This window comes from Streptomyces sp. a15, assembly GCF_059026085.1.
In genome coordinates this window covers 59,787-83,724 of record NZ_JBWLKM010000036.1, presented here as the reverse complement: position 1 = coordinate 83,724, position 23,938 = coordinate 59,787, and the positions used below count along the sequence as shown (strand labels likewise).

Annotated in this window: 19 protein-coding genes and 3 pseudogenes; 18 read left to right on the top strand and 4 right to left on the bottom strand. The window is 69.4% G+C overall.

The genetic code is table 11. From position 1 onward, the window contains the following. Positions 1-590 precede the first annotated feature (590 nt). Complete coding sequence (locus tag AC5P09_RS30315) at positions 591-812, top strand: hypothetical protein (protein ID WP_493876929.1); 222 nt, start codon at positions 591-593, stop codon at positions 810-812. Here the strand turns inward: AC5P09_RS30315 and AC5P09_RS30310 are convergent. Continuing rightward, on the bottom strand, positions 761-1,144 hold the full coding sequence (locus AC5P09_RS30310) for a hypothetical protein (protein WP_493876932.1): 384 nt from the start codon (positions 1,142-1,144) through the stop codon (positions 761-763). The genes AC5P09_RS30315 and AC5P09_RS30310 overlap by 52 nt on opposite strands. Between AC5P09_RS30310 and AC5P09_RS30305 the strand changes: the two are divergent. Further along, positions 1,079-1,228, top strand: a pseudogene (locus AC5P09_RS30305) (transposase); the annotation flags it as partial. The gene AC5P09_RS30310 and the pseudogene AC5P09_RS30305 overlap by 66 nt on opposite strands. An 83-nt stretch (positions 1,229-1,311) precedes the next feature. Further along, a complete protein-coding gene (locus AC5P09_RS30300) occupies positions 1,312-2,211 on the top strand; it encodes an ISL3 family transposase (protein ID WP_493876928.1) in 900 nt (299 codons plus the stop codon). A 195-nt stretch (positions 2,212-2,406) separates the two neighbouring features. Here the strand turns inward: AC5P09_RS30300 and AC5P09_RS30295 are convergent, their stop codons facing one another. Both AC5P09_RS30295 and aspA read right to left on the bottom strand, forming a co-directional pair. Beyond that, a complete protein-coding gene (locus AC5P09_RS30295; RefSeq protein ID WP_493876927.1) occupies positions 2,407-3,033 on the bottom strand; it encodes a class I SAM-dependent methyltransferase in 627 nt (208 codons plus the stop codon). A 338-nt stretch (positions 3,034-3,371) separates the two neighbouring features. Beyond that, positions 3,372-3,630, bottom strand: a pseudogene (aspA, locus tag AC5P09_RS30290) (aspartate ammonia-lyase); the annotation flags it as partial. A gap of 5 nt (positions 3,631-3,635) precedes the next feature. Between aspA and AC5P09_RS30285 the strand changes: the two are divergent. Then, positions 3,636-3,715 (top strand): annotated as a pseudogene (locus tag AC5P09_RS30285) (transcriptional regulator); the annotation flags it as partial. Between the two features lie 87 nt (positions 3,716-3,802). On the opposite strand, the gene AC5P09_RS30280 reads toward AC5P09_RS30285, so the two are convergent. Continuing rightward, entirely contained in the window at positions 3,803-7,456 is a 3,654-nt protein-coding gene (locus tag AC5P09_RS30280; protein ID WP_493876926.1) for a LamG-like jellyroll fold domain-containing protein, read from the bottom strand. Positions 7,457-7,998: 542 nt separating this feature from the next. Between AC5P09_RS30280 and AC5P09_RS30275 the strand changes: the two genes are divergently transcribed. From AC5P09_RS30275 to AC5P09_RS30210, 14 genes are all read left to right on the top strand, one after another. Next, on the top strand, positions 7,999-9,045 hold the full coding sequence (locus AC5P09_RS30275) for a LacI family DNA-binding transcriptional regulator (RefSeq protein WP_493876925.1): 1,047 nt from the start codon (positions 7,999-8,001) through the stop codon (positions 9,043-9,045). Positions 9,046-9,183: 138 nt separating this feature from the next. Then, the gene (locus AC5P09_RS30270) at positions 9,184-10,431 is read left to right on the top strand and encodes a sugar ABC transporter substrate-binding protein (RefSeq protein ID WP_493876924.1); all 1,248 of its coding nucleotides are present in this window, start codon (positions 9,184-9,186) and stop codon (positions 10,429-10,431) included. 20 nt (positions 10,432-10,451) lie between these two features. Further along, a complete protein-coding gene (locus AC5P09_RS30265; RefSeq protein WP_493876923.1) occupies positions 10,452-11,423 on the top strand; it encodes a carbohydrate ABC transporter permease in 972 nt (323 codons plus the stop codon). After that, positions 11,420-12,244: a carbohydrate ABC transporter permease gene (locus AC5P09_RS30260; RefSeq protein ID WP_493876922.1), complete on the top strand. Its 825-nt coding sequence runs from the start codon at positions 11,420-11,422 to the stop codon at positions 12,242-12,244. The genes AC5P09_RS30265 and AC5P09_RS30260 overlap by 4 nt, the downstream gene beginning before the upstream one ends. Before the next feature lie 76 nt (positions 12,245-12,320). Further along, entirely contained in the window at positions 12,321-14,057 is a 1,737-nt protein-coding gene (locus tag AC5P09_RS30255; RefSeq protein WP_493876921.1) for an amylo-alpha-1,6-glucosidase, read from the top strand. A 271-nt stretch (positions 14,058-14,328) separates the two neighbouring features. Next, entirely contained in the window at positions 14,329-15,825 is a 1,497-nt protein-coding gene (gene dctA, locus AC5P09_RS30250; protein WP_493876920.1) for a C4-dicarboxylate transporter DctA, read from the top strand. Positions 15,826-15,866: 41 nt separating this feature from the next. After that, positions 15,867-16,769 carry a LysR family transcriptional regulator gene (locus AC5P09_RS30245; protein WP_493876919.1) on the top strand — a complete coding sequence of 301 codons (903 nt, stop codon included), beginning with the start codon at positions 15,867-15,869 and terminating at the stop codon, positions 16,767-16,769. 189 nt (positions 16,770-16,958) lie between these two features. Next, positions 16,959-18,041, top strand: a complete 1,083-nt coding sequence (locus tag AC5P09_RS30240; RefSeq protein ID WP_493876918.1) for a tartrate dehydrogenase — start codon at positions 16,959-16,961, stop codon at positions 18,039-18,041. Positions 18,042-18,318: 277 nt separating this feature from the next. Beyond that, entirely contained in the window at positions 18,319-19,320 is a 1,002-nt protein-coding gene (locus tag AC5P09_RS30235; RefSeq protein WP_493876917.1) for a LysR substrate-binding domain-containing protein, read from the top strand. Positions 19,321-19,588: 268 nt separating this feature from the next. Further along, on the top strand, positions 19,589-20,755 hold the full coding sequence (locus AC5P09_RS30230; RefSeq protein ID WP_493876931.1) for an ATP-binding protein: 1,167 nt from the start codon (positions 19,589-19,591) through the stop codon (positions 20,753-20,755). Then, complete coding sequence (locus AC5P09_RS30225) at positions 20,752-21,597, top strand: roadblock/LC7 domain-containing protein (protein ID WP_493876916.1); 846 nt, start codon at positions 20,752-20,754, stop codon at positions 21,595-21,597. Before AC5P09_RS30230 ends, AC5P09_RS30225 begins: the two co-directional genes overlap by 4 nt. Further along, positions 21,590-21,976: a DUF742 domain-containing protein gene (locus AC5P09_RS30220; protein ID WP_266451625.1), complete on the top strand. Its 387-nt coding sequence runs from the start codon at positions 21,590-21,592 to the stop codon at positions 21,974-21,976. Before AC5P09_RS30225 ends, AC5P09_RS30220 begins: the two co-directional genes overlap by 8 nt. 3 nt (positions 21,977-21,979) lie before the next feature. Further along, complete coding sequence (locus tag AC5P09_RS30215; protein ID WP_266451626.1) at positions 21,980-22,540, top strand: GTP-binding protein; 561 nt, start codon at positions 21,980-21,982, stop codon at positions 22,538-22,540. Positions 22,541-22,550: 10 nt separating this feature from the next. Beyond that, the gene (locus AC5P09_RS30210) at positions 22,551-23,924 is read left to right on the top strand and encodes a cytochrome P450 family protein (protein WP_493876915.1); all 1,374 of its coding nucleotides are present in this window, start codon (positions 22,551-22,553) and stop codon (positions 23,922-23,924) included. Positions 23,925-23,938: the final 14 nt, after the last annotated feature.

Genomic DNA, 23,938 nt, shown 5'->3' with positions numbered 1-23,938 from the left:
CGCTCCCGCTCTGGGACGGCTGCTTCCTCTGCAATCGGCCGCACTACTAGCCCGGCTCGATTCCACATAAGGCGGGCGATGCCCGCGGACTTCCCCGGAACGCGCCGTCGGCTACCGGTGGAGCGCGAAGGGAACCGAAACCGTGGTATTGCGCTCCCGCATCCTGCTGGACGCCAGGGCCGCCGGGGCGCCGCACCCGGTCAGCGGATTGTGGACACGCATCACCGACCTGCCGGGGCTACGCGCCTTCGCCGAACAGAACCGCGCCCTCGGCTACGAGGGCTGTGCTCTGTCGGCTCTGTCGTGTCGGCCGCGGCGCGGAGCAGGTCGACGCGAGCGGCGTGCAAGACGTGGCAGCCGTCCAGGTGAGGGAGGGCACCGCACTGATCACGATGGCCAGGGCGGTGTTCAGTGGGCTCTGGCACAGATCTTGGGGAGCGGTCGCGGAGGGTCACCGCGGTGTTCGATTGCGAGAGGGTGGTCTCGCGTGAGACCGCGTACGCCTCGCCGTCGGACAGGCGACAGTGACGCTCCATCAGGTTTCTGCGGACCTGCGCAGTTGTCGACTGTGGCCGGTGACGGTGCTGGTCATGCAGGCCGATCCAGCGTTCTGGGACTTGCTGGTGTTCGACGGGATCGACGACGTGGACGTCGAGGCGGTGACCGCTGCCTTCGGCACGGTCGACGTCGTGGCGAGAGGCCGGGCTGCGGGTGCCGTTTGTCCGGACTGCGGTCACTTCTCGGAACGGGTGCACGACTCCTACCAGCGCAGGTTGAAGGATCTCTCCCGCTCGGCGGGCAGGGCGTCGTGATCCTGCTGCGGGTCCGGCGGTTCATCTGCTGCGACACGAACTGTTCGCGCCGCACCTTTGCCGAGCCGTTCGCGCAGCTGACCGCCCCGTATGCACGCTTCACCACCCGGCTCAACCACACCCTGGAGCGCATCGGGCTCGCGCTGGCCGGACGGGCCGGCGCCCGGCTGGCTGCCCAACTGGGCCTCGGCGCTGGGCGGATGACCCTGCTGCGCCGGGTCATGGCGCTGCCGGATCTGCAGTTCACCACGCAGCGTGTACTCGGGGTGGACGACTTCGCCACCCGGCGTGGCCACTCGTATGCCACCGTGATCACGGATGGCGAACGCCACCGGCCCATCGATGTCCTGCCGGGACGCGAAGGGGCACCCTTGGCGGCGTGGCTGGCGGCCCACCGGGGAGTTGAGGTGATCTGCCGTGACCGCGCCGGCGCCTACGCCGAGGGCGCCGCGCTCGGAGCCCCGCAGGCCAGGCACTCCAGGTCGCGGACAGGTATCACTTGCTGCAGAACCTCGGTCAGGCCGTCGAGAAGTGCGTTGCCGCGCACCGCGACTGCCTGCGTTCCATCGCACCGCAGCCGGACCAGGCGGCCACCGAGGGGAACGCCGACCAAGGCTCCGTCGTCGAGCCGCGCTCACTCTCTTGGCCCACTGGTCGGCGGGCCGAGCGGATGCGCGCCCATCATGCCCTGGTCCACGGCCTGTTGAGCGAGGGGACAGGGCTCCGTGCCATTGCCCGCCACCTGGGCTGGGGAAGGCACACCGTCCAGCGGTATGCGCGCGCCGCCCGCTGGCAGGACATGGTCACCGGACGCAGTTCCCGCCCCAGCCGCCTCGATGTTCATCAGCCATACCTGCAACGGCGCATCGACGAAACCGACGGCGCGATCACCATCATCGAGTTACGCGAGGAACTCGCCGACCGCGGTCATCCGGTGCCCTACAGCAGCCCGCGGGACTGGGCCCGCAGCCGCCTACAGTGGCCCAACGCACCCGCACCGGCCCCCGCGCCGTCCGTCCGCGCCGTCGTCGGCTGGATCACCCGACACCCCGACACCCTCACCGAGGACGAGACCCAGCAGCTCAAGGCGGTACTCGACGCCTGCCCGGAGCTGGAGCAAACCCATGAACTCGTACGGGACTTCGCCCAGATGCTCACCCAGCGCACCGGCGCTGACCTGCCGGACTGGATCAACACCACCCGCGCCGCGCAGCTGCCCGGCATCACCGGCTTCGCCCGCGGGCTGACCGCTGACCTCGAAGCCGTGATCGCCGGACTGACCCTGCACTGGAGCTCGGGAGGCACCGAGGGTGCCGTGACACGCGTGAAAAAGATCAAGAGACAGCTCTATGGCCGAGCCGGATTCGAACTACTCCGCAAGATGATCCTGCTCCAGTGACCCTCCGCGACCGCTCCCCAAGATCTGTGCCAGAGCCGTTCAGTGGCCCCACCGTGGCGACCACTCACCGGCACGGGTCCCGGACGGCCACCAGGTGTTGCGGACCCTGCACCGGACACGCCGCTACGACGTTGAGAAAGCCGTCGAACGAGCCGCGACGCTCGCCGAACTTCACGCCGGCCGAAGATGAGGAACTCAGGTCGTGGGGCGGGAGTGCACGCTGACGGCATAACCGCCGCCCGGATGGTAGGGATCGCCGTCCCAGGTGGCGTATCGCCGAAGCAGGGTCAGTCCGGCATGGGTGCACCAGTGGTCGAACTGCGTCAAGGTCACTGGCGGTTCCGGCAGCGGCAGGTGTGCCGCGTCCAGTCCCATGCCCGTGACCAGCAGTCCGCCGGGGCGCAGTGCGGCGGCCAGTTGCCGGACGACGGCTGATTCGGTGCCGGAGGCCAGCAGGGGGATGACGTTGCCGGCGGCGAGCACCAGGTCGAAGCCCGGTTTCAGGCCGAGGCCTTCCAGGCGGGCCAGGTCGCCGTGGAGCCATTCCTGCGTGGGGGCGTTGCGGCGGGCGACGGCGAGCATGGAGGGGTCGACGTCCACGCCGGTGCAGTGGTGGCCCAGCTCGGCGAGCCGGATCGCGATCCGGCCGGTGCCGCAGCCGGCGTCGAGTACCCGGGCCGGGGGCTTCAGCAGGGCGGCGCAGAAGGCGGCCTCGCCGTGGATGTCGTGGCCCGATTCGGCGAGCCGCGCGAATCGCTGAGCGTACTCCTCCCCGGCTTGTCCGCCTGTCAGTTCCGCCCAACGGTCGCGTTGCCCGGTCATGTTCTGCGTGCCCCTTCCGGTCAACCTCGATAGCAGCGGCGAGGCGGCGATCGCGCTTCTCGCGGTCGTAGGTTAGACCTCGCGGCCTGATACGAAGGTACGCGGGACGCGGCTCGAACAGCGGCGCCCTTCGCGGGCTGTCCTGCGATCGAGGTGACGGATGTTCGTCGCCCCGAACAGGACGGACACGCGATGACGACTTTCGTGCCGCCGGTTACCCAGCTGGACCCGTCCGCGCGGGCGAGCTACCGCATGACGGCGTCGAACCCTTCAGGAGGCATACCGGCCCGTACCGCCGAAGCGTCTCCCACGCCGGTTACCCCGGTGCGCCGCGCACGTCAGGCCAGGGCTTGACCGACGCCCGCCACGGCCTCGGGCCGCAGCAGGCCGGCGAGCGTCTCAACGGTCAACGGCCCCTTCTGCAGGACGAGTTCGGCCACGCCGCAGCCGGTGGCGAGCGCCTCCCTGGCAATGTCGGTGGCGGCACGTGTATCCGATGTGCGGGTTGAGGGCGGTGACCAGGCCGATGGAGTTCTCGACCGTCGCGCGCAGCACCTCGGTGTTGGCGGTGATGCCGGACGCGCAGCGCTCGGCCAGCCCTCATCCGTGAGACAGAAAAGATCGCTGTCGCTCTGGGCCGCATGTTCCCGGGCCTGTGCGAGTGGTGGTGCATGACCTGCGAGGTGGGCGCGCTGTCGGCAGGGCGCGGGACGCGGTGTCCCGCTGCCCGGCCTTCGCGCGCCTCACCTCGCCGCCGGTGGTGTTTACCTCATCGCGCCTCTCGTGCGTACGGCGCGACGGTGATCCGGTCGATCAGCGGCGCGTAGCGGGAGCGGAGCAGTACGCCCGGGAAGGTGTCCGACGCGTAGGTCTTGCCGTCGAAGTTCGGCAGTTCCTCGGAGCGGAACGCGATCGTATTCTGGCCCTTCTTCAGGTGGACCGGGACGGTCAGCTCCCAGAAGTTGTTCTGGTGGAAGCTGTGCGGGAAGCCGACGCGCTGTGCCTCGCCGCCGTTGACGCTGATGTCGGCGTGGCGGGCGAGCGGGTCGGGGTTGTAGTGGGTGGCCTCGGACTGCTCCGGGTTGGAGTAGCGGATGCGCAGCGCGTAGAGGCCGCTCCGGTCGGCGGAGACGGTGAAGGTCGCGGTGTTGCCGTTGCCGGGCTCGCCGCCTATGCCGGTGATCGCCGTGCCGCCTGTGGCCAGCGAGAGCGGGGTGAGCGTGGCCGAGCCCGCCAGCTTGGCGGCATCCGCCTCGTACGTACGCGCCGGCAGCGCGCCCTCGGTCGGCGTGACCGTGAGGCGGTCGACGAGGGTGGCGGACGAACCTCCGGTCAGCGTCACCTTGTTGACGCCGCCAGAGAGGGAGACCGCCGCGCTGTTCCTGCCCTTGGCCAGGCGCAGGACGTCGTGGCCGTTGACGGAGAGCCGGGCGCCCGAGCCGCCGAGGGTGTCGACCTTGAGGGTGGCCTCACGGTCGGCGGGCGAGTAGACCCAGAACGTGGCGGTCTGGCCCTTGGCGAGCCGGGCCGCGCCCGATCCGGTGGCCGCCTGCTTCGGCAGGTCGTAGACGGGTCGCGCTCCGCCGTCCAGCCAGGCCAGTTCGCCCTCGTACACCTGAGTGCCGGCTGAAGCCTCCGGCAAGGACAGGGTGAGGCGGTCGACGATGGCGTCGCCCTTCGTGGCGCGCTTGCCGTCGGCGCTCTTCGCGGCGAGCGTGAGGGTGTGCTTGCCCTTGGTGAGCTCGACCTTGGTGTCGGTGTGGTCCCAGACCACCCACTTGTAGCCCAGCGGCAGGTACAGCTCCTGCTCGCTGTCCGCCTTGCCGTCCACGCGCAGGAAGACGTTGGTGGGGCCCTGCTCCTTCACCTTGTCGAAGGTGTTGAGGGAGTTGGCGAAGACGCTGAGGTCGTACGTGCCGTCCTGTGGCACGTCCACCGTGAAGTCGAGCGTGACGTCCGAGCCGGTGCGCAGTCCGCCCACGTCGTAGCCGCCGGAGGTGTAGAACTTCGACACGTCGCGGGGCGAGCCCTCCGGGCCGTTCCTGGAGTAGCCGGACCCGGTGTGGGCGGCGTCCTCCGCCTCGTACGAAGCCTGCCAGCGCACGGGCGGGGACTGCGCGGCCTTCGCCTTCCCGGCCGGGCTGAGGACGATCTCGTACGCCGAGGACTCTGCCAGCTTCGGCAGCGTGCCGTCGCCGAAGTCGACGACGACCGTGCCGTCGTCAGCGACCTTCAGGTTCTGCTCGCTGAGCAGCTTCGGGCCGGGCGAGTCGCCCAGCTGCCCGCTCCAGTCGATCTCCCGCACCCAGGCGTGCACCCGGTCGCCGAAGAGCTTCTTCGGGACGTTGTCGAAGGTGATGTGCCCCTTGCCGGTGGAGCCGCCGAAGATCAGCCGCGCCTGCTTCTTCTTCTCGTCGAGCGTGCCGACGCCCTGCATGGTGTAGTTCTCGCCGGGGAACGGCGGGGTCACCTTCACCGTGTGCCCGCTCATCGAGGCGTACGAGTTCAGCAGCCACCACTGGCCGTTGCCGCGGTTGGACTGCACCGCGGAGTCGGAGAGGTTGCCGTCGATGTTCCAGTACGCGATGTCGGCGTCCACCTTGGACTCCTCGATCGCGGACACCCACTGGATCATCTGGCCGGGGACCGAGGTGTGGTAGTTGAAGGCGTACTCGTTGATGTTGATTGGGAGTTGGGTGCCTTCGCGGTCGGTGCCCTTGAACAGGTCCTTCTCCCACGCCCGGTACTTGGCGACGCTGTCGCGCACCGCCTCCGGGTGGCTCAGCTCGTGCCAGGTGATGACCTCCGGGAGGGTGCCGGCGGCCAGGGCGTGCGTGAGGAAGCCCTTCACCTGGTCGTAGAGGACGCTGGTGTTGGGGCCGGCGATGCGGGCGTCGGGCATCTTGCCCTTGATGAGCTTGTAGAAGTCGTCCCAGGCGGCGAAGTAGTCGTCGGGGTCGTTGAGCCAGCTGACCTTGTTGTAGCTCCACTCGCCGGTGCCGAACATGTTGCCCTCGGGCTCGTTGAACGGCACGAAGACGATGTTGTCCTGGTATTCCTTCGGCAGCTTCAGGACCTGGTCGACCTGTTCCGCGATCTTCTCCTTGTAGAGCTTGAGCTTCTCCTCGGGGGTGTCGCCCGGCCACTGGTACGGGAAGCCGCGGTGGATGTCGGTCATGTAGATGTACACGTCACCGTCGGTGGAGTCGGCCAGCGGCTTGACCACCTCCAGCGCGTCGGCACCGGGGTGCTGCGGGCCGTCCTGCGCCTTGGTGGAGACCGTGCGCAGGCCCATGCCCTCGATGAGGTTGTTGGTGGGGACGTCCGGCCCGTACACCCCGTAGAGCGTGCCGGAGGCGCCGCCGTGGAAGGCACCGGTGTCCGAGCCGAGGTCGACGGTGAGCTGCCCCTCGCGGACCACGGTGACCGTCGCCTTCACCGCACGCCCGGCCGCGGTCCCGGCCACCGTGAACGTGCCGGGTTGGGCGTACTCGGCGGACGGTACTTCGTCCCAGGTGATCGGCGTGTCACGGTCGTAACCGTCGGAGAAGGAGGAGCGGACGGCGGCGGGGAGGGACGGGGCGGTTCCGGTCGTCGTACGGGCCTCGAAGGACGTGTTCGAGAGCTCCTGGAGGGTGGGGACGCTCCCGACCAGGCCGGCCACCTGCTCGGAGTTGAGCGCCGCATGCCACACGGTGAAGTCGTCGACCGCGCCCTTGAGCAGTGGATCCGGCCAGAAGGATTTGCCGATGTAACCGGCTGCCGTGGCCGAACTGTCCAGCACGTCCCTGGCCTTGATGCCGGTCTCGGTGGAGGAGACCGCCACGCCGTCGAGGTAGGTGGTGATCCGGCCGGCGGAGGTGTCCAGGGTGACGGTGACGGTCCGCCACTGGTCGGCGGGGAGCGGTGCATAACCTCGGACCTGTGCCTCCGCGCCGCCTCCGCCGGTCGTCACGGAGGTCTGCAGCAGTCCGTTGCCGTTGTACGGGGTGGCGAAGAGGTACTTGGTGGTGTTGGTGCCCAGATCGAAGATCCGCTGCCAGGACGACGTGTCGCCGCTCCACTTCACGCGGGCGGAGACCGTCAAGTCCGTTGCGTCGCCGAGTACTTCGCGGGGAAGGCGGACGTACGCGCCGTTCGAGGTGGGCGCCCCGCCGGGCAGGGCGAGCGCCTTGCCTCCGCCCGTGCCCGCGACGGACTGGGCGGTGGAGCCGTTCACCAGGCTCGCCGTCAGGCCGTTGCCCGAACTGTCGGTGATCTGGCCCGAGGCGAGGTCGTCCTGGTCGAAGGTGTAGCGGGCGGTGGGCAGGGGTGTGTCGGCCGCCTGCGCGGGGACGGCCGGTGCGGCCAGCAGGCCCGCGCCGAGAGTCATCGCCACGGCGGCCGCGGCTCGGCGCCGAGTGGATCTGTCAGCGGATGGCATGGATTGCGTCCTAATCCTTGAGTGAGCGGTTCCGGTGGGCCACCTCGGTCGGCTGCTCGCCTGCATGACATGTCCACACGACATGCACGTCGTCGCAGAGTGGCTCCATGGGTTCCGTGCGGCTCGGATGGGGGAGAGGGAGCGATCGGATGGCGGAGAGCGAGCGAGTCGAACCGGTTCGACTCAGGCGGGCCGCGGGGCAAGGGCATTTCTCGAGGTGGCAGGGATGGGGCGGCTCCGTGCTTCGGTGGCCCGCAGATCGGGCCCACGGCTGCCGGAAGGATCGCCTCCTCGAACCGGTTCGGCGAAGCTAGCACCGGGAAACTCGACCAGCAATCCCTCCGACACCAGGTCCTCCCGTCATTTCCGCCAGGTTGCGGATGTGTGGCCCGAGGTGTTGACAGCCGTCCGGGATGTTCCTACCTTCACTTCACGCGAACCGGTTCGACGACCGGCAGTCGCCCTGCTTTCGTTCCTCCAGTCCCACCCGACCGGCGAGCGTTTCCCTCGGGGAATCGAACCGGTTCGATCTAGGAGTTGCCGTGAACATCGGTGAGATCGCCCGGCGGGCCGGTGTCTCGCGCAGCACCGTCTCCTACGCGCTGAGCGGCAAGCGCCCGGTCTCGGACGACACGCGCCGGAAGATCCAGCAGGTGGTCGACGAGCTGGGCTACCGGCCCAGCGCCAGTGCACGTGCCCTGGCCAACGGACGGACCAGCACCATCGGCCTGGTCTTCCCGCCGGCCGGGAATCACTACACCGGGATGCAGCTGGACTTCATCGGCAGCGTGGTGGAGGCCGCCGCGACCCATGACTACGACGTGCTGCTGTCCCCCAGCGGAGTCGACAGCGACCGTTCCTTCCAGCGCCTGCTGGGGGAGCGGCGGGTGGACGGGGCGATTCTGATGGAGATCAGACTGGAGGACGACCGGGCGGAGCACCTGGCCACGCTGGACTTCCCCTCCGTCGCCATCGGCCGTACCGCGCGTCCCGAGGGCAGTTGGTGGGTGGGACTGGACCACACGGCGCTGGTGCAGCGGTGCGTCCATCACCTCGCGGACCTGGGCCACCGCCGGGTCGCCTTCGTCAACCGTCCTGAGCAACTGCTGCGGGCGGGATACGAGTCCGCGCACCGGGGCCTGGACGGTTTCACGAAGGCCGCGGCCGAGCGCGGGCTGACGGTCCGGACGTACTGCTGCGGCGACGACGCCGCCTCGGGCCAGACCTGTCTGGAGCGGATCCTGCACGACGACCCGGCCACCACGGCCCTGGTCACACTGAACGAGGCCGCGCTGGGAGGGCTCTACCGAGGGCTGGCCGAGGCCGGCCGCCATGTGCCGCGCGACTTCTCCGTCACCGGGGTCGTGGCCGGCCGCTGGGCGGAGACGGTGACCCCGCAGCTCACCGCGGCGGACGTACCGGCGGCGGAGATGGGCCGTCTCGCCGTCGACCTGCTGGTGGAACGGCTCGACCATCCCGACGCACCGCCCCGGCACCACCTCCTTGTGCCGCCCATCTCCCTGCGGGCCAGCACCGGGCCCGCGGGAACCACGCCCCTCGCGGACGCCGGGTCCGATACGACGCCCTGACCACACCCCTCTCCCCTGTCTTCGCCCCACCGGACGCTCGAACCGTTCATCAACCACTCATCACTGCCGTTCGGCGTGCCCGCCCCACCCGGAACCCCCGCCCTCGGCACCCGCATGCCAAAAACAAAGGAAACCGCGATGAACAGCTTCTCCAGAAGGCGCCGCCTGACCGCCGCAGCCCTGACCGCCCTGGCAGTCGCCACCAGCGCCACCGCCTGCGGTTCCGGCTCGGGGGGCACCGGGACACAGGCGGCGGACAACGGCACGTACACCATCTGGGACCCCTACCCGCAGTTCGCCAAGGGCTCGGCGTGGGTGAAGCTGCTCGACGCCTGCGGCACCGAGGCCGGCGTGAAGATCAAGCGGACCGGGTTCGACACCAGCGACCTGGCGAACAAGACACTTCTGGCGGCGCAGCAGGGCAACTCCCCGGACGTCCTCATCGTCGACAACCCCGTGGTGTCGACCCTGGCCGAGGCGGGCGTGCTCACCACGACCGACGACAACAAGCTCGACACGTCGAAGGTCGACCCCAACCTGCTCGCCGCCGGCCAGTCGGGCGGCAAGACCTACGGCACCCCGATCGGCGCCAACACCCTCGCCCTCTACTACAACAAGGCGGTGCTGAAGCAGGCCGGGGTGGACATCTCCTCCGTCAAGGACTGGGAGACGCTGACCGCGGCCCTGGCGAAGGTCAAGCAGGCGGGCAAGAAGGGCATCACCTTCTCCGCGATCGGCACCGAGGAGGGCAGTTTCCAGTTCCTGCCGTGGCTCTGGGGCTCCGGCGCGAAGCTGACCGAACTCGACTCGCCCGCGGCCGTCTCCGCGCTGTCCCTGTGGAAGGAATGGCTGGACAAGGGCTACGCCCCCAACTCCGTGCTCAACAACACCCAGACCACCAGCTGGCAGGAGTTCGCGACCGGCGACTACGCGTTCAGCGAGAACGGCACCTGGCAGCTCGCGAACGCCGAGAAGGCAGGCTTCGACTACGGGGTCATACCCGTCCCCGGCGCCGACGGAGGCAGCGCCGCGGCCCCGACGGGCGGCGAGTTCGTCACCGTCCCGGTCCAGGACTCGACCGACCGCTACGCCACCACGCAGAAGATCGCGACCTGCCTGACCAGTACCCAGAACCTGTACGACACCGACACCACCCTCTCCTACGTGGCCCCCACCACCGAGGTCCAGGACAAGCAGGTGGCGGCCAACCCCGGGCTGCAGCCCTGGGTGGACGCGGTCAAGGCGGCCAAGGGCCGCACCAGCGACGACCTGGGCACCAAGTACCCCAAGATCTCCGAGCAGATGTGGAAGGCCGTCCAGTCCGCCCTCAGCGGCTCGAAGTCACCGAAGGACGCGCTGACCGCCGCCCAGTCCGCCGCCAAGTAACAGCTCTCAGGGGCCCGTTGATGAGTCACACGACACAAGTGCCGCACCGCCGGCCCGTGCCCGGCCACAGCGGTGCGGCCCCCACCGCACCGTCCGGGACACGGCGCCGCCCCAGCTCCCAGCAGTGGGCCGCCTGGGCCTTCCTCGCCCCGGTGACCCTCTACCTCGTCCTCTTCTACGCCTATCCCCTCTACCGCAACCTCGACCTGAGCCTGCGCAACTACACCGTCCGCTCCTTCGTCCAGGGCGACGCGCCGTTCACGGGCCTCGCGAACTACCGGACCGTCTTCGACGACCCGACCTTCGCCCCCGCCCTGCTCCACACCGTGGTGTTCACCGCCGTCTGCCTGGCCTTCCAGTACGTCATAGGCCTGGCGCTCGCGGTCTTCTTCAACCAGCACTTCCGGCTCTCGGCCACCCTGCGCGCCCTGTTCCTGGTGCCCTGGCTGCTGCCGCTGATCGTGTCGGCCTCCACCTGGTCATGGATGCTCAACAGCGAATCGGGCATCGTCAACGCCGCCCTGCACGCCGTCGGCATCGGCCCCGTGAACTGGCTGACCTCGCCGTCCTGGTCGCTGACCTCGGTGATCATCGCGAACATCTGGATCGGCGTCCCGTTCAACCTGGTCGTGCTCTACAGCGGCCTGCAGTCCATCCCCGCCGGCCTCTACGAGGCCGCCGCCCTCGACGGGGCCGGTCCCTGGCGGCGGTTCTGGAGCATCACCTTCCCGCTCCTGCGACCGGTGTCCGCGATCACCCTGCTCCTGGGGCTGGTCTACACGCTCAAGGTCTTCGACATCATCTGGATCATGACCAAGGGCGGCCCGGCGGACTCGTCCACCACCTTCGCCACCTGGTCCTACCAGCTCGGCTTCGGCAACCTGCTGCCCGCCTTCGGCCCGGGAGCGGCCGTCGGCAACCTGCTGGTGATCGCCGCCCTGGTCTTCGGCCTGGTGTACGTCCGAGTCCAGCGCAAGCAGGAGTCGTCATGAGCCGAAACGGCAAGCGTACGTGGGGAAAGACGGCCATCGGCCTCCTGCTGACCGGCATCATGCTCTTCCCGGTCTACTGGATGCTCAACGTGTCCTTCACCCCCGACCAGGACATGCGCAAGACCCCACCGGACCTGTTCCCCGCCGACGCCACCCTGGAGGGCTACCGGGCCGTCCTGGACCAGCAGTTGCCCTACCTCGGCACCAGCCTCGTCATCGGCCTGGGCACCGTCGCCCTGACCGTGGCGCTGGCCGCCCCGGCCGGTTACGCGCTGGCCAAGCTGCGCCCGCGCGGTGGCGGCATCCTCGGCTTCGTCCTCCTGGCCGCCCAGATGATCCCCGGCATCATCATGGCGATGGGCTTCTACGCCATCTACCTCAGCCTCGGCCTGCTCCAGTCCGTCCCCGGCCTGATCGTCGCCGACTCCACCCTGGCCGTCCCCTTCGCCGTACTCATCTTCACCGCGTTCATGTCCGGCATCCCCGGCGAACTGCTCCAGGCGGCCAAGACGGACGGCGCCGGACCCCTGCGCACCTTCTGGTCGATCGTCCTGCCGATGAGCCGCAACGCCGTCGTCACGGTGTCGCTGTTCGCGTTCCTGTGGTCCTGGTCCGACTTCATCTTCGCCAGCACCCTGGTCAACGGCGGCGCCCACGAACCGATCACCCTCGGCATCTACCACTACATCGGCAACAACAACCAGGAGTGGAACGCCATCATGGCCACCGCCGTCGTGGCCTCGCTGCCGGCCGCGGTCATCCTCGTCCTCGCCCAGCGCTACGTCGCCGCCGGCGTGACCGCCGGTGCGGTCAAGGACTGACCCTCCCCTCGCAACGGCCCCACCGTCCGTCCGCCGGACGGTCCGCCACCCCTGCCCGAGAAACGAGTGACGCTTCATGACCGCCGACCGATCCGGCCCGGCCTTCTCCGTCCACGACATCCCCTTCAGCACCCACGGATCCTGGTTCGACATCTCTCCCGTGGTGGCGGAGAAGACGCATGCCGAGGACCTCCACCTCGTCTCGCACCAGAACGGCATGCACGCCGTCCTGCGCCTGATGCCGCTCGATGGCGCGACGGGCGAGCGCGCCGAGACCCGCGTGGAGGCGACACCGGGTCTGCTGAGCTGGATCGGCGCGGCCGGCCGCGCCGACCTCGCCTACGAGTCGCCGGACACCGTACGCCTGCGCGGTACGGGACTGCCGCTGCGCGTCGCGGCGGCGGCCCAGACGCTGACCCCGTTCAGCGGCACCTACTTCTTCCACGACGCGGCCGCCGACGCGCACGTTTTCACCTCGTACGAGACCGGACGCCGCTACCGCGTCACCGTGCTCTCCGGCACGGTGACCGACACGTTCGGCAGCCAGGCCCTGGGCAGCGCCGACCGCGGCCTCACGGTCGCCGCCGACGCGGACGGTCCCTGGGAGATCGCCGTCGAGGAACTCGACACGGCCCGCCCGCCGTACGCGTCGGCGGCAGCCTTCGGCAAGATCGCCGAGGCCGCGCGGAACTCCTTCGCGGACTTCGTCGACACGGTGGCCCCCTGGCGCTCGTCCGCCACCCCGGCCGCCGAACTCGCCGCCTACGTCATCTGGTCCGCGACCGTACGCCCGGCAGGGCTGGTCACCCGGCCCGCCGTACTGATGTCCAAGCACTGGATGGACAAGGTCTGGAGCTGGGACCACTGCTTCAACGCCCTTGCCCTGGCCCCCGGCTGCCCCGAACTGGCCTGGGACCAGTACCACCTGCCCTTCGACCACCAGGACGAGAGCGGGGCGCTGCCCGACTCGGTCACCCACTCCGAGGTCCTCCACAACTTCGTCAAACCGCCCATCCACGGCTGGGCGTTCGGGCACCTGCGCCGTCGGCTGAGCACGCCCCTCGGGCAGGCCGAACTGGCCGAGACGTACGACCGGCTGGAACGCTGGACCGACTTCTGGCTCACCACCCGGCGCGCCCCCGGCGCCGCACTGCCCCACTACCAGCACGGCAACGACAGCGGCTGGGACAACGCCACCACCTTCGACCCCGAACGCGTGGTCGTCACCGCCGACCTGGCCGCCTTCCTCGTCCTCCAGCTACACCAACTTGCGGAGTTGGCAACGGAGTTGGGGTGGCCGGAGAAGGCTCGCGAGTGGACGCGAACGGCTGCCGCAACCCAGGCGGCGATGCTCGACCAGCTCTGGACCGGCGACCGGTTCGTCGCCCGGGGTGTCGGTACCGGGGACACGTGGAGCAGTTCCAGCCTGCTCGACCTGATGCCCATCGTGCTGGGCGAGCATCTGCCGGACGACGTCAGCGGCGTGCTGGCCGACCGGCTCGAGGCTCACCTGACCGCGTACGGACTGGCCACCGAGCTGCCCGCCTCGCCGCACTACCGCTCCGACGGCTACTGGCGCGGCCCGATCTGGGCCCCTGCCACGGTCCTCGTCGAGGACGGCCTGCGCCGGGCCGGCCACGACAGGCTGGCGGACGATGTCAGTGCCCGCTTCCGCGCCCTGTGCGAGACGAACGGGTTCGCGGAGAACTTCGACGCCCTGACCGGCACGGGTCTGCGGGACCGCGCCTACACCTGGACCGCCGGCAGCTACCTCCTCCTCGCCGAGGCACACGCATCCCGAACCAGCCACTGACCGGCCGCCTCCATACGGCATGCATTGACGTCGGTCCGACCACAGCACCCGTATAGGCACTGCCTATACGGGGCATCGGTTTTTGGTCGTGGACCTCCTCATCTGTGACCGGCTTCACTGTGCCGGTAGGTGGTGCGGCGACCGGTCGGGACCCGGTGTCGTACCCGGGCCTTCGAAGTCGGCACCGGACGCGCGGCATCCCGTCAGGGGTGCGTGTTTCTCGTCCGGGAGTGCGCCGACAGGCCCTACCCGTGCCCGGATGGAGGTTGCAATGACGCATGCCCCGAAGGAAGCCGCAGGCGACGCCGTGGTGAGGAAGAAGCCGTGGTACCGGCAGTTGTACGTGCAGGTGCTGGTGGCGATCGTCATCGGGATCGTGCTCGGCTGGCGGTGGCCGGATCTGGCCGCGTCGATGGAGCCGATCGGCACCACGTTCATCACGGCGATGAAGATGCTGATCGGGCCGATCGTGTTCCTCACCATCATCGGCGGCGTCGCCGGAGTCGCGGACCTGAAGAAGGTGGGCCGCACCGGGATCAAGGCGCTGACCTACTTCCAGCTGGGCACGATCGTGGCCATGGCCACGGGGCTGGTCGCGATCAACATCTTCCGGCTCGGCGACGGCGTCCATGCCGACGCCTCCCAGCTGGACGTGTCGGGTGACGCAGGCCAGTACATCGAGACGGGGGAGCACCAGCACTGGTGGGAGTTCCTGACGGGCATCGTGCCGAACAGCTTCTTCGGTGCGTTCGTCGAGGGAGACATCCTGCAGGTGATCTTCCTCGCGGTGCTGTTCGGGATCGCGCTGAAGTCCGTCGGCAAGGCCGGCGAGCCGATCATCGCCGGGGTCAACCGCCTGACCGAAGTCGTGTTCAAGGTGCTGTCGTTCGTCATGAAGGTGGCCCCGCTGGGCGCCTTCGGGGCGATGGCCTACGCCATCGGAAAGTTCGGCCTGTCGACCCTGACCAGCCTCGGTTCGCTGATCCTGCTCTTCTACGTCACCTCCGTCCTGTTCGTCGTGGTCGTGCTGGGCGGCTTGCTCGCCGCGTACGTACGGCTGAACATCTTCCAGCTCTTCCGCTACCTGAAGGAGGAGTTCTTCCTGATCCTGGGCACCTCCACCGCCGAGCCCGCCCTGCCGGGCCTGATGCGCAAGCTGGAGTTCATGGGCGCCGAGAAGCCCACGGTCCGCCTGGTGGTGCCGACCGGCTACAGCTTCAACCTCGACGGGGCCGCGATCTACCTGTCCCTGGCCACCCTCTACATCGCGCAGGCCACCGACACATCCCTCTCCGTCGGACAGCAACTCGGCCTGCTCGCCGTCATGTTGCTGACGTCCAAGGGGGCGGCGGGCGTCGCAGGCGGCGGCTTCATCGCGCTCACCGCGACCTTGTCGACGGTCGGCTCCGTCCCCGCCGCGGGCATCATGCTCGTCTTCGGCATCGACAAGTTCATGTCGGAGTGCCGGGCCCTGGTCAACTTCTACGGCAACGCGGTCGCCACCCTGTTCGTCGCCCGCTGGGAGAACGGCCTCGACCTGACGCGGGCCCGTCGGGTGCTGTCCGGCGAGATACGGGAAGACGCCCTCGCGCCGGTCGAGGAGGCACCCGCACCGGACGCAGACGCCACCGCGCAGCGTAAGCAGGCAGCGCCGCCTGCCGAAGCCGCCGAACTCACCGCCGCCGTCGACGAACCGCCGGCCGCAGCCGAAGTGCCCGCAGCGCGGCCGGCCGAGGACGACGAGGCGGTCCCGGCCAACCACCGATAGGGTCCGCCCATTGCCCGAGGCTGGTGGCAGCAGGAGGAACGGTGGACGCCCGGCAGCTCGAATACTTCCTCGCCATCGTGGAGCACGGCGGATTCAGCAAGGCGGCCGCCGCGCTTCACGTGGCGCAGCCCTCGCTCTCGCAGGCCATGGCGAACCTGGAAGCCGATCTGGGCGTCTCGCTGTTCCACCGGATGGGCCGCGGGGTCGTACTCAGCGAGGCGGGGGCGGAACTCCTCGAACCGAGCCGCCGCGTGCTCCGCGACCTGGCGGCCGTACGGGACAGAGCAGCGGCCCTGTCCGGTCTGCACGGCGGCACCGTCGAGGTGGCCGCCATGCCCTCACCCGGCATCGAGCCGCTGACCGGCCTGATCCACCGCTTCGCCGCACTGCACCCGTCCGTCACCGTCAGCAGCCGGGCCGCCTTCACACCCGAGGAAACCGTGGACCTCGTCCGCGGCGGCGTCTGCGAACTGGGGCTTCTCGGAGCGGCCAAGCCGGTGGCGGTGTCCGGTCTCGACGTCCTGCCCGTGGAGGAGCAGCCGTTCGTCGTGGTGGCCGGTGCGGGCGGCGATGTGGAGGACGGGGCGACCCTGCGTCCGGAGGACCTCGGGGGGCGCAAGCTGATCGCTTCCCGGGGCGGGAGCCTGATGCGCACGATCGTCGACGACATCACGGCGCACACCGAGGGCACCGACATCGTCGCGGTCGTCGACCACCGCACCTCCATCCTCCCGCTCGTGCTGACCGGGGTCGGCATCGCGGTGCTGCCCGCGTCCTGGACCCGGCTGGCCCGCCGCTGCGGTGCCGTCGTGGCGTCCATCGAGCCCACGGCACATCTCCACGTCGCCATGATCAGCCTGCCGGCCCATCTCACGCCGGGCGCCCGCGCCTTCCTGGAGCTGACCCGTTCGTACGCCCAGCGGAAGAGCCCCCGCGTGCCGTAGCCGCGGTACGACCCTGGCTGCCGGACCGATCGGTTGCACCTATGGGCCGTATCGGAAGCTGGTCTTGGACGGGGCGGGCACCGACTGGGTTGACTCGGAGACGTCGAAGAAGGCGTCGGAGAAGACGCCGAATCACCCCGGCTCCCGGCTCCCGCTCGAGCAAGGGAACCCCATCACCGGAGGCACCTTGTGACCGCAACCCGCACCTTCCGCATCGCCGCCATCCCCGCCGACGGCGTTGGCGCCGAAGTCGTCGCCGCGGGCCGCGCCGTCCTGGACGCGCTGGCCGCCGACTCCCAGGGAGCCTTCGCCTTCGAGTGGGAGGAGTTCCCCTGGGGCTGCGGCTACTACGAGCGGACCGGCAAGATGATGGACGACGACGGTCTGGAGCGCCTGAAGGACTTCGACGCCATCTACTTCGGTGCCGTCGGCTGGCCCAGCGTCCCCGACCACATCAGCCTGTGGGGCCTGCGGCTGAAGATCTGCCAGAGCTTCGACCAGTGGGCCAACGTCCGTCCGGTGCACTTCCTGCCCGGCGTCCAGAGCCCCCTGCGCAAGGCGGACCACACCGAACTGGACTGGGTCGTCGTCCGCGAGAACAGCGAGGGCGAGTACGCCGGCCTCGGCGGCCGCAACCTCTCCGGCCGCGGGCAGGGCGGCGAAGTCGCCGTCCAGTCGGCCCTGTTCACCGAGGTGGGCTGCGAACGCATCATGCGCTTCGCCTTCGACCTGGCCCGCACCCGTACGCATCGCAAGGTCTCTTCCGTCACCAAGAGCAACGCCCAGCAGTACGGCATGGTCCTGTGGGACGACGTCTTCAAGCGCGTCGCCGCCGACTACCCCGACGTGGAGACCGAGAGCGTCCTCGTCGACGCCATGTCCGCGAAGTTCGTGCTGAAGCCGGAGGACCTTTCCGTCGTCGTCGCCTCCAACCTCAACGCCGACATCCTCTCCGACCTCGGCAGCGCCCTCGCCGGCAGCCTCGGCCTGGCCGCCAGCGCCAACCTCAACCCCGAGCGCCGTTTCCCCAGCATGTTCGAGCCGGTCCACGGTTCCGCCCCGGACATCGCCGGCCAGGGCCTCGCCAACCCGGTCGGCGCGGTCGGCAGCGCGGCGCTGATGCTGGAGCACTTCGGCCTGCCCGACCACGCCGCCCGCCTGCACAAGGCGATCGAAGCGACCACGGGCGCCGGCATCCTCACCCGCGACGTCGGCGGCACCGCCTCGACGGAGGACGTCACCAAGGCCCTCATCGACGCACTCGGCGCCTGACCGGCAACTCCTCCGGTCGCCACCCACCCACTGGCGCCTCGCGCAGTCGCGCACCGAAACGTCCCGGCCTGTCTCTGACGTCGCGCCGACAGACCGGGACAGGCCGCCCGCCGAGACCGGCGGCCGCCCCGTGCCGGGCCACGAGCCACTCCTGCTCGGGGCCCGGCACCGTGTGTTCCGCGCCCCCACGGCACATGACGGGCAGTGGTGACCCGTCGATGTCCTCGGACGGGCGACCGTACGAACGCTGCCCGGGCGGGACGGCCTGAAGTGCCCGGTGCCATCTCCCTCGCAGCCACGGCGGCCAGACCGGCTGGGCGTTGGCTTTGCCACGCCCGGGTGCGTACCGGCCGTGAAGCCGATCGCCACGCCTGACGTCCAGAAGCCCCGCCAACACCCGCTCGCCCGACTCCCTGCGGTCACAATGGAGATGACGCTCGACGAGTCGCTCGTGGCCCGCCGTGCCCCGCGGGAGTGGCCCGACTTCTGGCTGGGCGTCGAGCACCGCGATGGCCACGCCGTGCGGGTCGGCGCCGAGGTTTCCACCGTCGACGAGTGCCTGGAGGCTGTGCTGACCGGCCGGGGCATCGCCTTCACCCAGGCGTCATCACAGCGGTATTACGCCCGGCCCGGGCCGGCATTCGTCCCCGTGGCCGGTCTGTCGGGAAGCACGGTCGCGATCGCCTGGCGGCGGGACTCGGCCACCCCGCTCGTCAGCCCGGTCACCTCGGCCGCCCGGACCGTGAGCCAGTCGCACCGCGTTCCTGCCCGGCCCGTCCCGGCTCGTCCCGGCCCAGCAGCGCCGACAGCCGCGTCATCGCCGCTTCGGCGGTGCGAACCGCGCCGGTCGACCAGCGCTCAGTGGGTCGAGCGTTGCCGCCGCCGTCCCCACCGCCGGCCCTGGCATCGGCCCGGTTCCGTACGGCAGCGAAACTACCCGCACTCCGTCGCAGCGCGTTCCGGTCGTGCCGAGGGCAGGGCCGGGAGCGGTGAGCGCGTCGATCGGGTACGCGGAGGGTTGGTCGAGGACCACCGGCTCCCTACCGCGGTGCGAGGACGGCGAAAGCCTCGTCGAGCAGGGCGCCGAGGGCGGGGCGTCCCTTGGAGGCGGTCCAGTGGTCGACGGCGATGTGGCCTGGGCGATGGCGATCTGGTCACGGGACGAAGCAACGGGAGAGCGCCGCCTCTGATGAACGTTCGCTGTTGCCTTTGTGAAGAGTGGTGGGTGACCCGTGGCCATGCTGCGAGGGGCTCGAAGGTCGACCGTGACGGTGACTGAGGTCCGGCCCAACGACCTTCCATAACAGTTGCGTTGGGAGCATGTAACGTCACAGGGGGTGCCTCTTGGGGCTCGCTCCGCGGTGGTAGCATTCCCGCGTCTGCGACCTTGATCCACTCGGCTTCGGTGCTGATTCGAGGTCGGCCTGCTCTTCGTGCAACAGCGGTCATGCAGTTCCTCGTGGATGTGCCAGCGATCCTCGCGAGGTGTATCCGTCGATGTCTGCATGCCACGCGCCGGGAAGGTTTCCATGAATCGAGACGCGCTCATGTGGTGCTTGGTTGCGGTAGCGGCGATAGCCGTCGTCGCAGTCTCGGTACTCGTCGTCCGCAACAGAGCCCTGGGGGTGAAGAAAAGGCAGACCGAGGCCGCGCTGACGCAGCGGCTGGAGGCGGTTGAACGCCAACTGGCGCTTTCGCGAGCCGAGTTGAAGAAGTTCACCGACGAGCAGGACGCTGCCATCCAGGCAGCCGAGCAGGCGGCGGAGGAGAGCACCAAGGCCGTCCTCAAGGGTGCCGCCCGCTTCCTGCAGAGCCTCGCGGCCGAGCAGACGACACTCCTCGACAACATCCAGCGGAAGTACGGAGGACACCCCGTCCTCGCCGATCTGCTGGACGTGAACCACGCCAACGCGCAGATGGCGCGCAAGGCCCAGGGCATCGCGGTCATGTGCGGTGCGCCGCTGGGCCGCCGCAAGCAGGCCGCCAGCGTCTACGACGTCGTACGCAGCGCCATGGGGCAGATCCGCAACTTCCACCGGGTCGAGATCATGCAGCAGAGCGGCATCGCGCTGAAGCCGTCCGCGGTCGCGCCGGTTGCGCTCGCCGTCGCTGAAATCCTCGACAACGCCGCCAGCTTCTCGCAGCACGACGCGCCGATCGAAGTGACGTTCCAGCGGATCCAGAAGAACGTGTGCATCGTGATCGACGACGCCGGCGTCGGCATGAGTGACGAGGACCGGCAGAAGGCGTCCGCGCTGCTGTCCGGCGACGACGTCGCGCGCCTGTCGCAGCTCGGGACGCAGCCGAAGTTCGGCTTCCCCGTCGTCGGTCTGATCGCCCGCCAGTACGGATTCAAGGTGGACGTCACCGGTTTCTCCCGGTACGGCGGTGTCCGGGCCGTCGTCCTGCTGCCCGAGGAGCTGTGGACCATGGAGGAGACCCCGCCACCGGTCACGGAGGCTCCCGTCAGCAGCATCCGACGCGTCGAGAGCGTGGAGCAGACCGCGGCGCGCACGGTGCACGGCCTGCCGAAGCGAGGAGGCCGCAAGCCCCCGGTCGCAAGCGTGGCCGGCACGGGCGGCGTCACGAGCGGGACCGGGATACCCAAGGAGGGCCCTCGCCGCTCCGGCGGCGGCCTGGGCGCTCTCCAGCGCGGCACGCTCGAAGGCCGCGGCCTTGACGCTTCTGAGCCCGAAGGGTCCGAAGAGGCATGACCACAGACATGTCGTGGATGGTCAGGGACATCGTGGACAACGTGCCTCGGGCCCTGCACGCCGTTGTGCTGTCTGCGGACGGTCTTCCCCGCGGCGCCACGGACGGACTGACCGAGAAGGACGTGCGGACCATCTCCGCCGCCATGGCCGGGATGCAGTCGCTCAGCCGGGCCACCGCTCACTTCGCCGGGCCGGCGCAGGAGCGGCGGTGGAACCAGACGGTCATCGAGTTCTCGCACGGCTGGATCTTTCTGATCGGAGCGGGGCAGGGTGCCTACCTCGCCGCCGCCGCGGAGCCCGAGGTCGACCTGCAGCAGATCTCCTTCCGCATGCACCGGCTTGTCGCCCGCCTGGGAGACAACCTCACCTCGCCGCCGAGGGTGAGAGGCGCGGACGAGGCCGGTGAGGACGGCGAGGGGGTCCGGCGTGAGGGCGTGAGCGGTTCGGGATTCGTGCTGCCCGAGCTGGACAAGGCGGTCGCGGATGTCCCCGGTGCTCTGCACGCCGTGTTGCTCGGCTCCGACGGGCTCCCCCGCGGAGCAACCTCCGGGATGAGCAAGGACCTTGCGGACACGATCGCGGCGGCCATGACGGGCATCCACTCCTACAGCCGTGTCACGTCGCAGTTCGCGGGCGGTCTGGAGGACGCCGAGTGGCGGCAGACGGTCATCGAGTTCCAGCACGGGTGGATCTTCCTGATCGCGGCCGGCGACGGTGCCTTCCTGGCTGCGGCCGCCGAACACGACTGCGATATCGAGGAGTTCACCACGCGGCTGCACGACGTGGTGCCTACGTTGAGCGCGGGCGGGGCGCCTCGGGGAGAGAGGGGCGGCGATGCATGACGATCCGGACCAGCAGGAGCTGGAGCTGACCTCCGCCTTAGTCCCTCTCTTCGTGATCTCGATGGGGCGTGCGCTTCCCGCGGACCACGAGTACGAGCACACCACGCTGGTGACCGCGCAACCGGGTGCGTCGGCCGCGGCGCGCACGCTTCCGCCGGAAGCGCGCGAGGTCATGGACCTGGTGACCGATGGTTTCTTGTCCGTGGCCGAGGTGTCGGGCCACACACACCTGCCGTTGGGCATCGTGCGCATTCTGTTGGCGCAGATGGAGGAGGACGGCCTCATCCTCGTGCGGAAGCCCATACCGCACGCCGAACGTCCCGACCGCGAACTGCTCAGCGCCGTGCTCGATGGCTTGCACACCCGATTCGGAGCGTAACTCGTGTACCTGGATCCAGACGTCTCCCACGCGGTGAAGATCCTCATAGTGGGCCACTTCGGAGTCGGGAAGACCACCTGCATCGGAAGCATCTCCGAAATCGAACCGCTGCAGACCGAAGAAGAGATCACCGAGGCCAGCGAGGGCTTCGACGACCTGACGGGGACGCCGGACAAGACGAAGACGACCGTGGCGATGGACTTCGGCCGGCTGACCCTCAGCGACACGCTGGTCCTGTATCTCTTCGGAACGCCGGGACAGGAACGTTTCAAGGAAGTGTGGGAGGGGTTGTCCCGGGGTGCGCTGGGTGCCCTGGTCCTCGTCGACCCCGAGCGTCTGCACGAGAGTTTTCCTGTCCTGGACCGGGTCGAGAGCTTCGGCCTGACGTATGCCATCGGTGTCAACCGCTTCGACGGCACCACCGACTACCCGCTCGACGAAGTGCGCGAGGCGCTGAACCTCTCCGACGAGACACCCATCGTGAATTGCGACGTCCGCAGTCAGCAGTCTTCGGCAAAGGCGCTCGTCACCTTGGTGAAGCACCTTATGTCCATACTCGGCTAGGAGCCATGGCATGCAGCAGTTCAACACATCCGGCATACCGGCCGGTTGCCCCGCGCACCAGAACGTCCAGCTGTACGGGCCCGAGTTCGGCGCCGACCCCGAGCGTCACTACGCTCACCTGCGCTCCACCGGTCCCAGTGCCCCCGTCGACATCGCACCGGGCGTCCAGGTCGAGCTGGTCACCAGCTACGACGCGGCCCTGTACATCCTGCAGAACCCCGCCTGGTTCGTCCGGGACTCACGCCGCTGGAAGGCGCTGAACGAAGGACGCGTCCCCGAGGACAGCCCGGCCCTGCCCATGATGGGCTACCGCCCCAACGCACTGTTCAGCGACGGCGCGGCACACGCCCGGTTGCGGCAGGCGGTCACCGACAGTCTGGCGACCGTCGACGAACTCCAACTCGTCAGGCAGACCCAGCAGTCGGCCGACTACCTGATCAGCCAGTTCAGCGCCGAGCCCCGCGGCCAGGCGGAGCTGATGGCCGACTACGCCCAGCCGCTCCCGCTGTTGGTGTTCAGCGACCTGTTCGGCTGTCCGCCCGAGATCGGCGACCGCGTCATCGTCGGCATCAGCGGCATCTTCGAAGGCACCGCCGGGGCGGACGAGGTGCTGGGCGGGGCACTCGCCGAACTGATCGCTCTCAAACGGCGCCAGCCCGGTGAGGACCTGACCACGCGCCTGATGGAGCACTCCGCGGAGCTGACCGACGAGGAGGTGCTGCACCAGCTCGTGACCCTGCTCTCCGGCGGCACGGCACCCCTGGCGGCCACCATCGGCACGAGCAGCGCGCTGTACCTCAGCGAGGACTGGCAGGTCGGCCTGCCGGTCGAGGATGCCGTGTCCCAGACGCTGTGGAAATACGCGCCGATCGCCAACTACGCGGCGCATTACCCGACTCAGGATGTCGAACTGGGCGGCAGGACGCTCGCGGCCGACGAGCCGGTCATGATCTCCTTCGCGGCGGCCAACAACGATCCCAAGCTGACCAGGCACCGTGAACAGCTCAGTGCCAAGGCGCACTTGGCCTTCGGCGCCGGCCCCCACGGGTGCCCCGCCAAGGACCCGGCGTTCATGATCGCGGTCACCGCGGTCGAGACTCTGCTCAACCGGCTTCCCGACGTCGAGATGCGCGTCGCCTTCAAGGAACTCGCCTGGGTACCGGCGCCGTGGAGCCGGTCTCTGGTGACCATTCCGGTCCGCTTCACCCCGCGCACGGTGACGTCGGCCGCCGCCGCGCCCGTGGACGCCCGGGCGGGACAGTCGCCCGCGTCCGCCGCGCAGCCGCCTTCCGCCGCGTCCGCGTCCCGGAAGGCGGCCCATGCCGCGCCGCAGCACAAGGGAGGGATGTTCAGCCGCTTCCTGGCATGGACCAGGGGGGAGTGACGTAAGTAACTCTA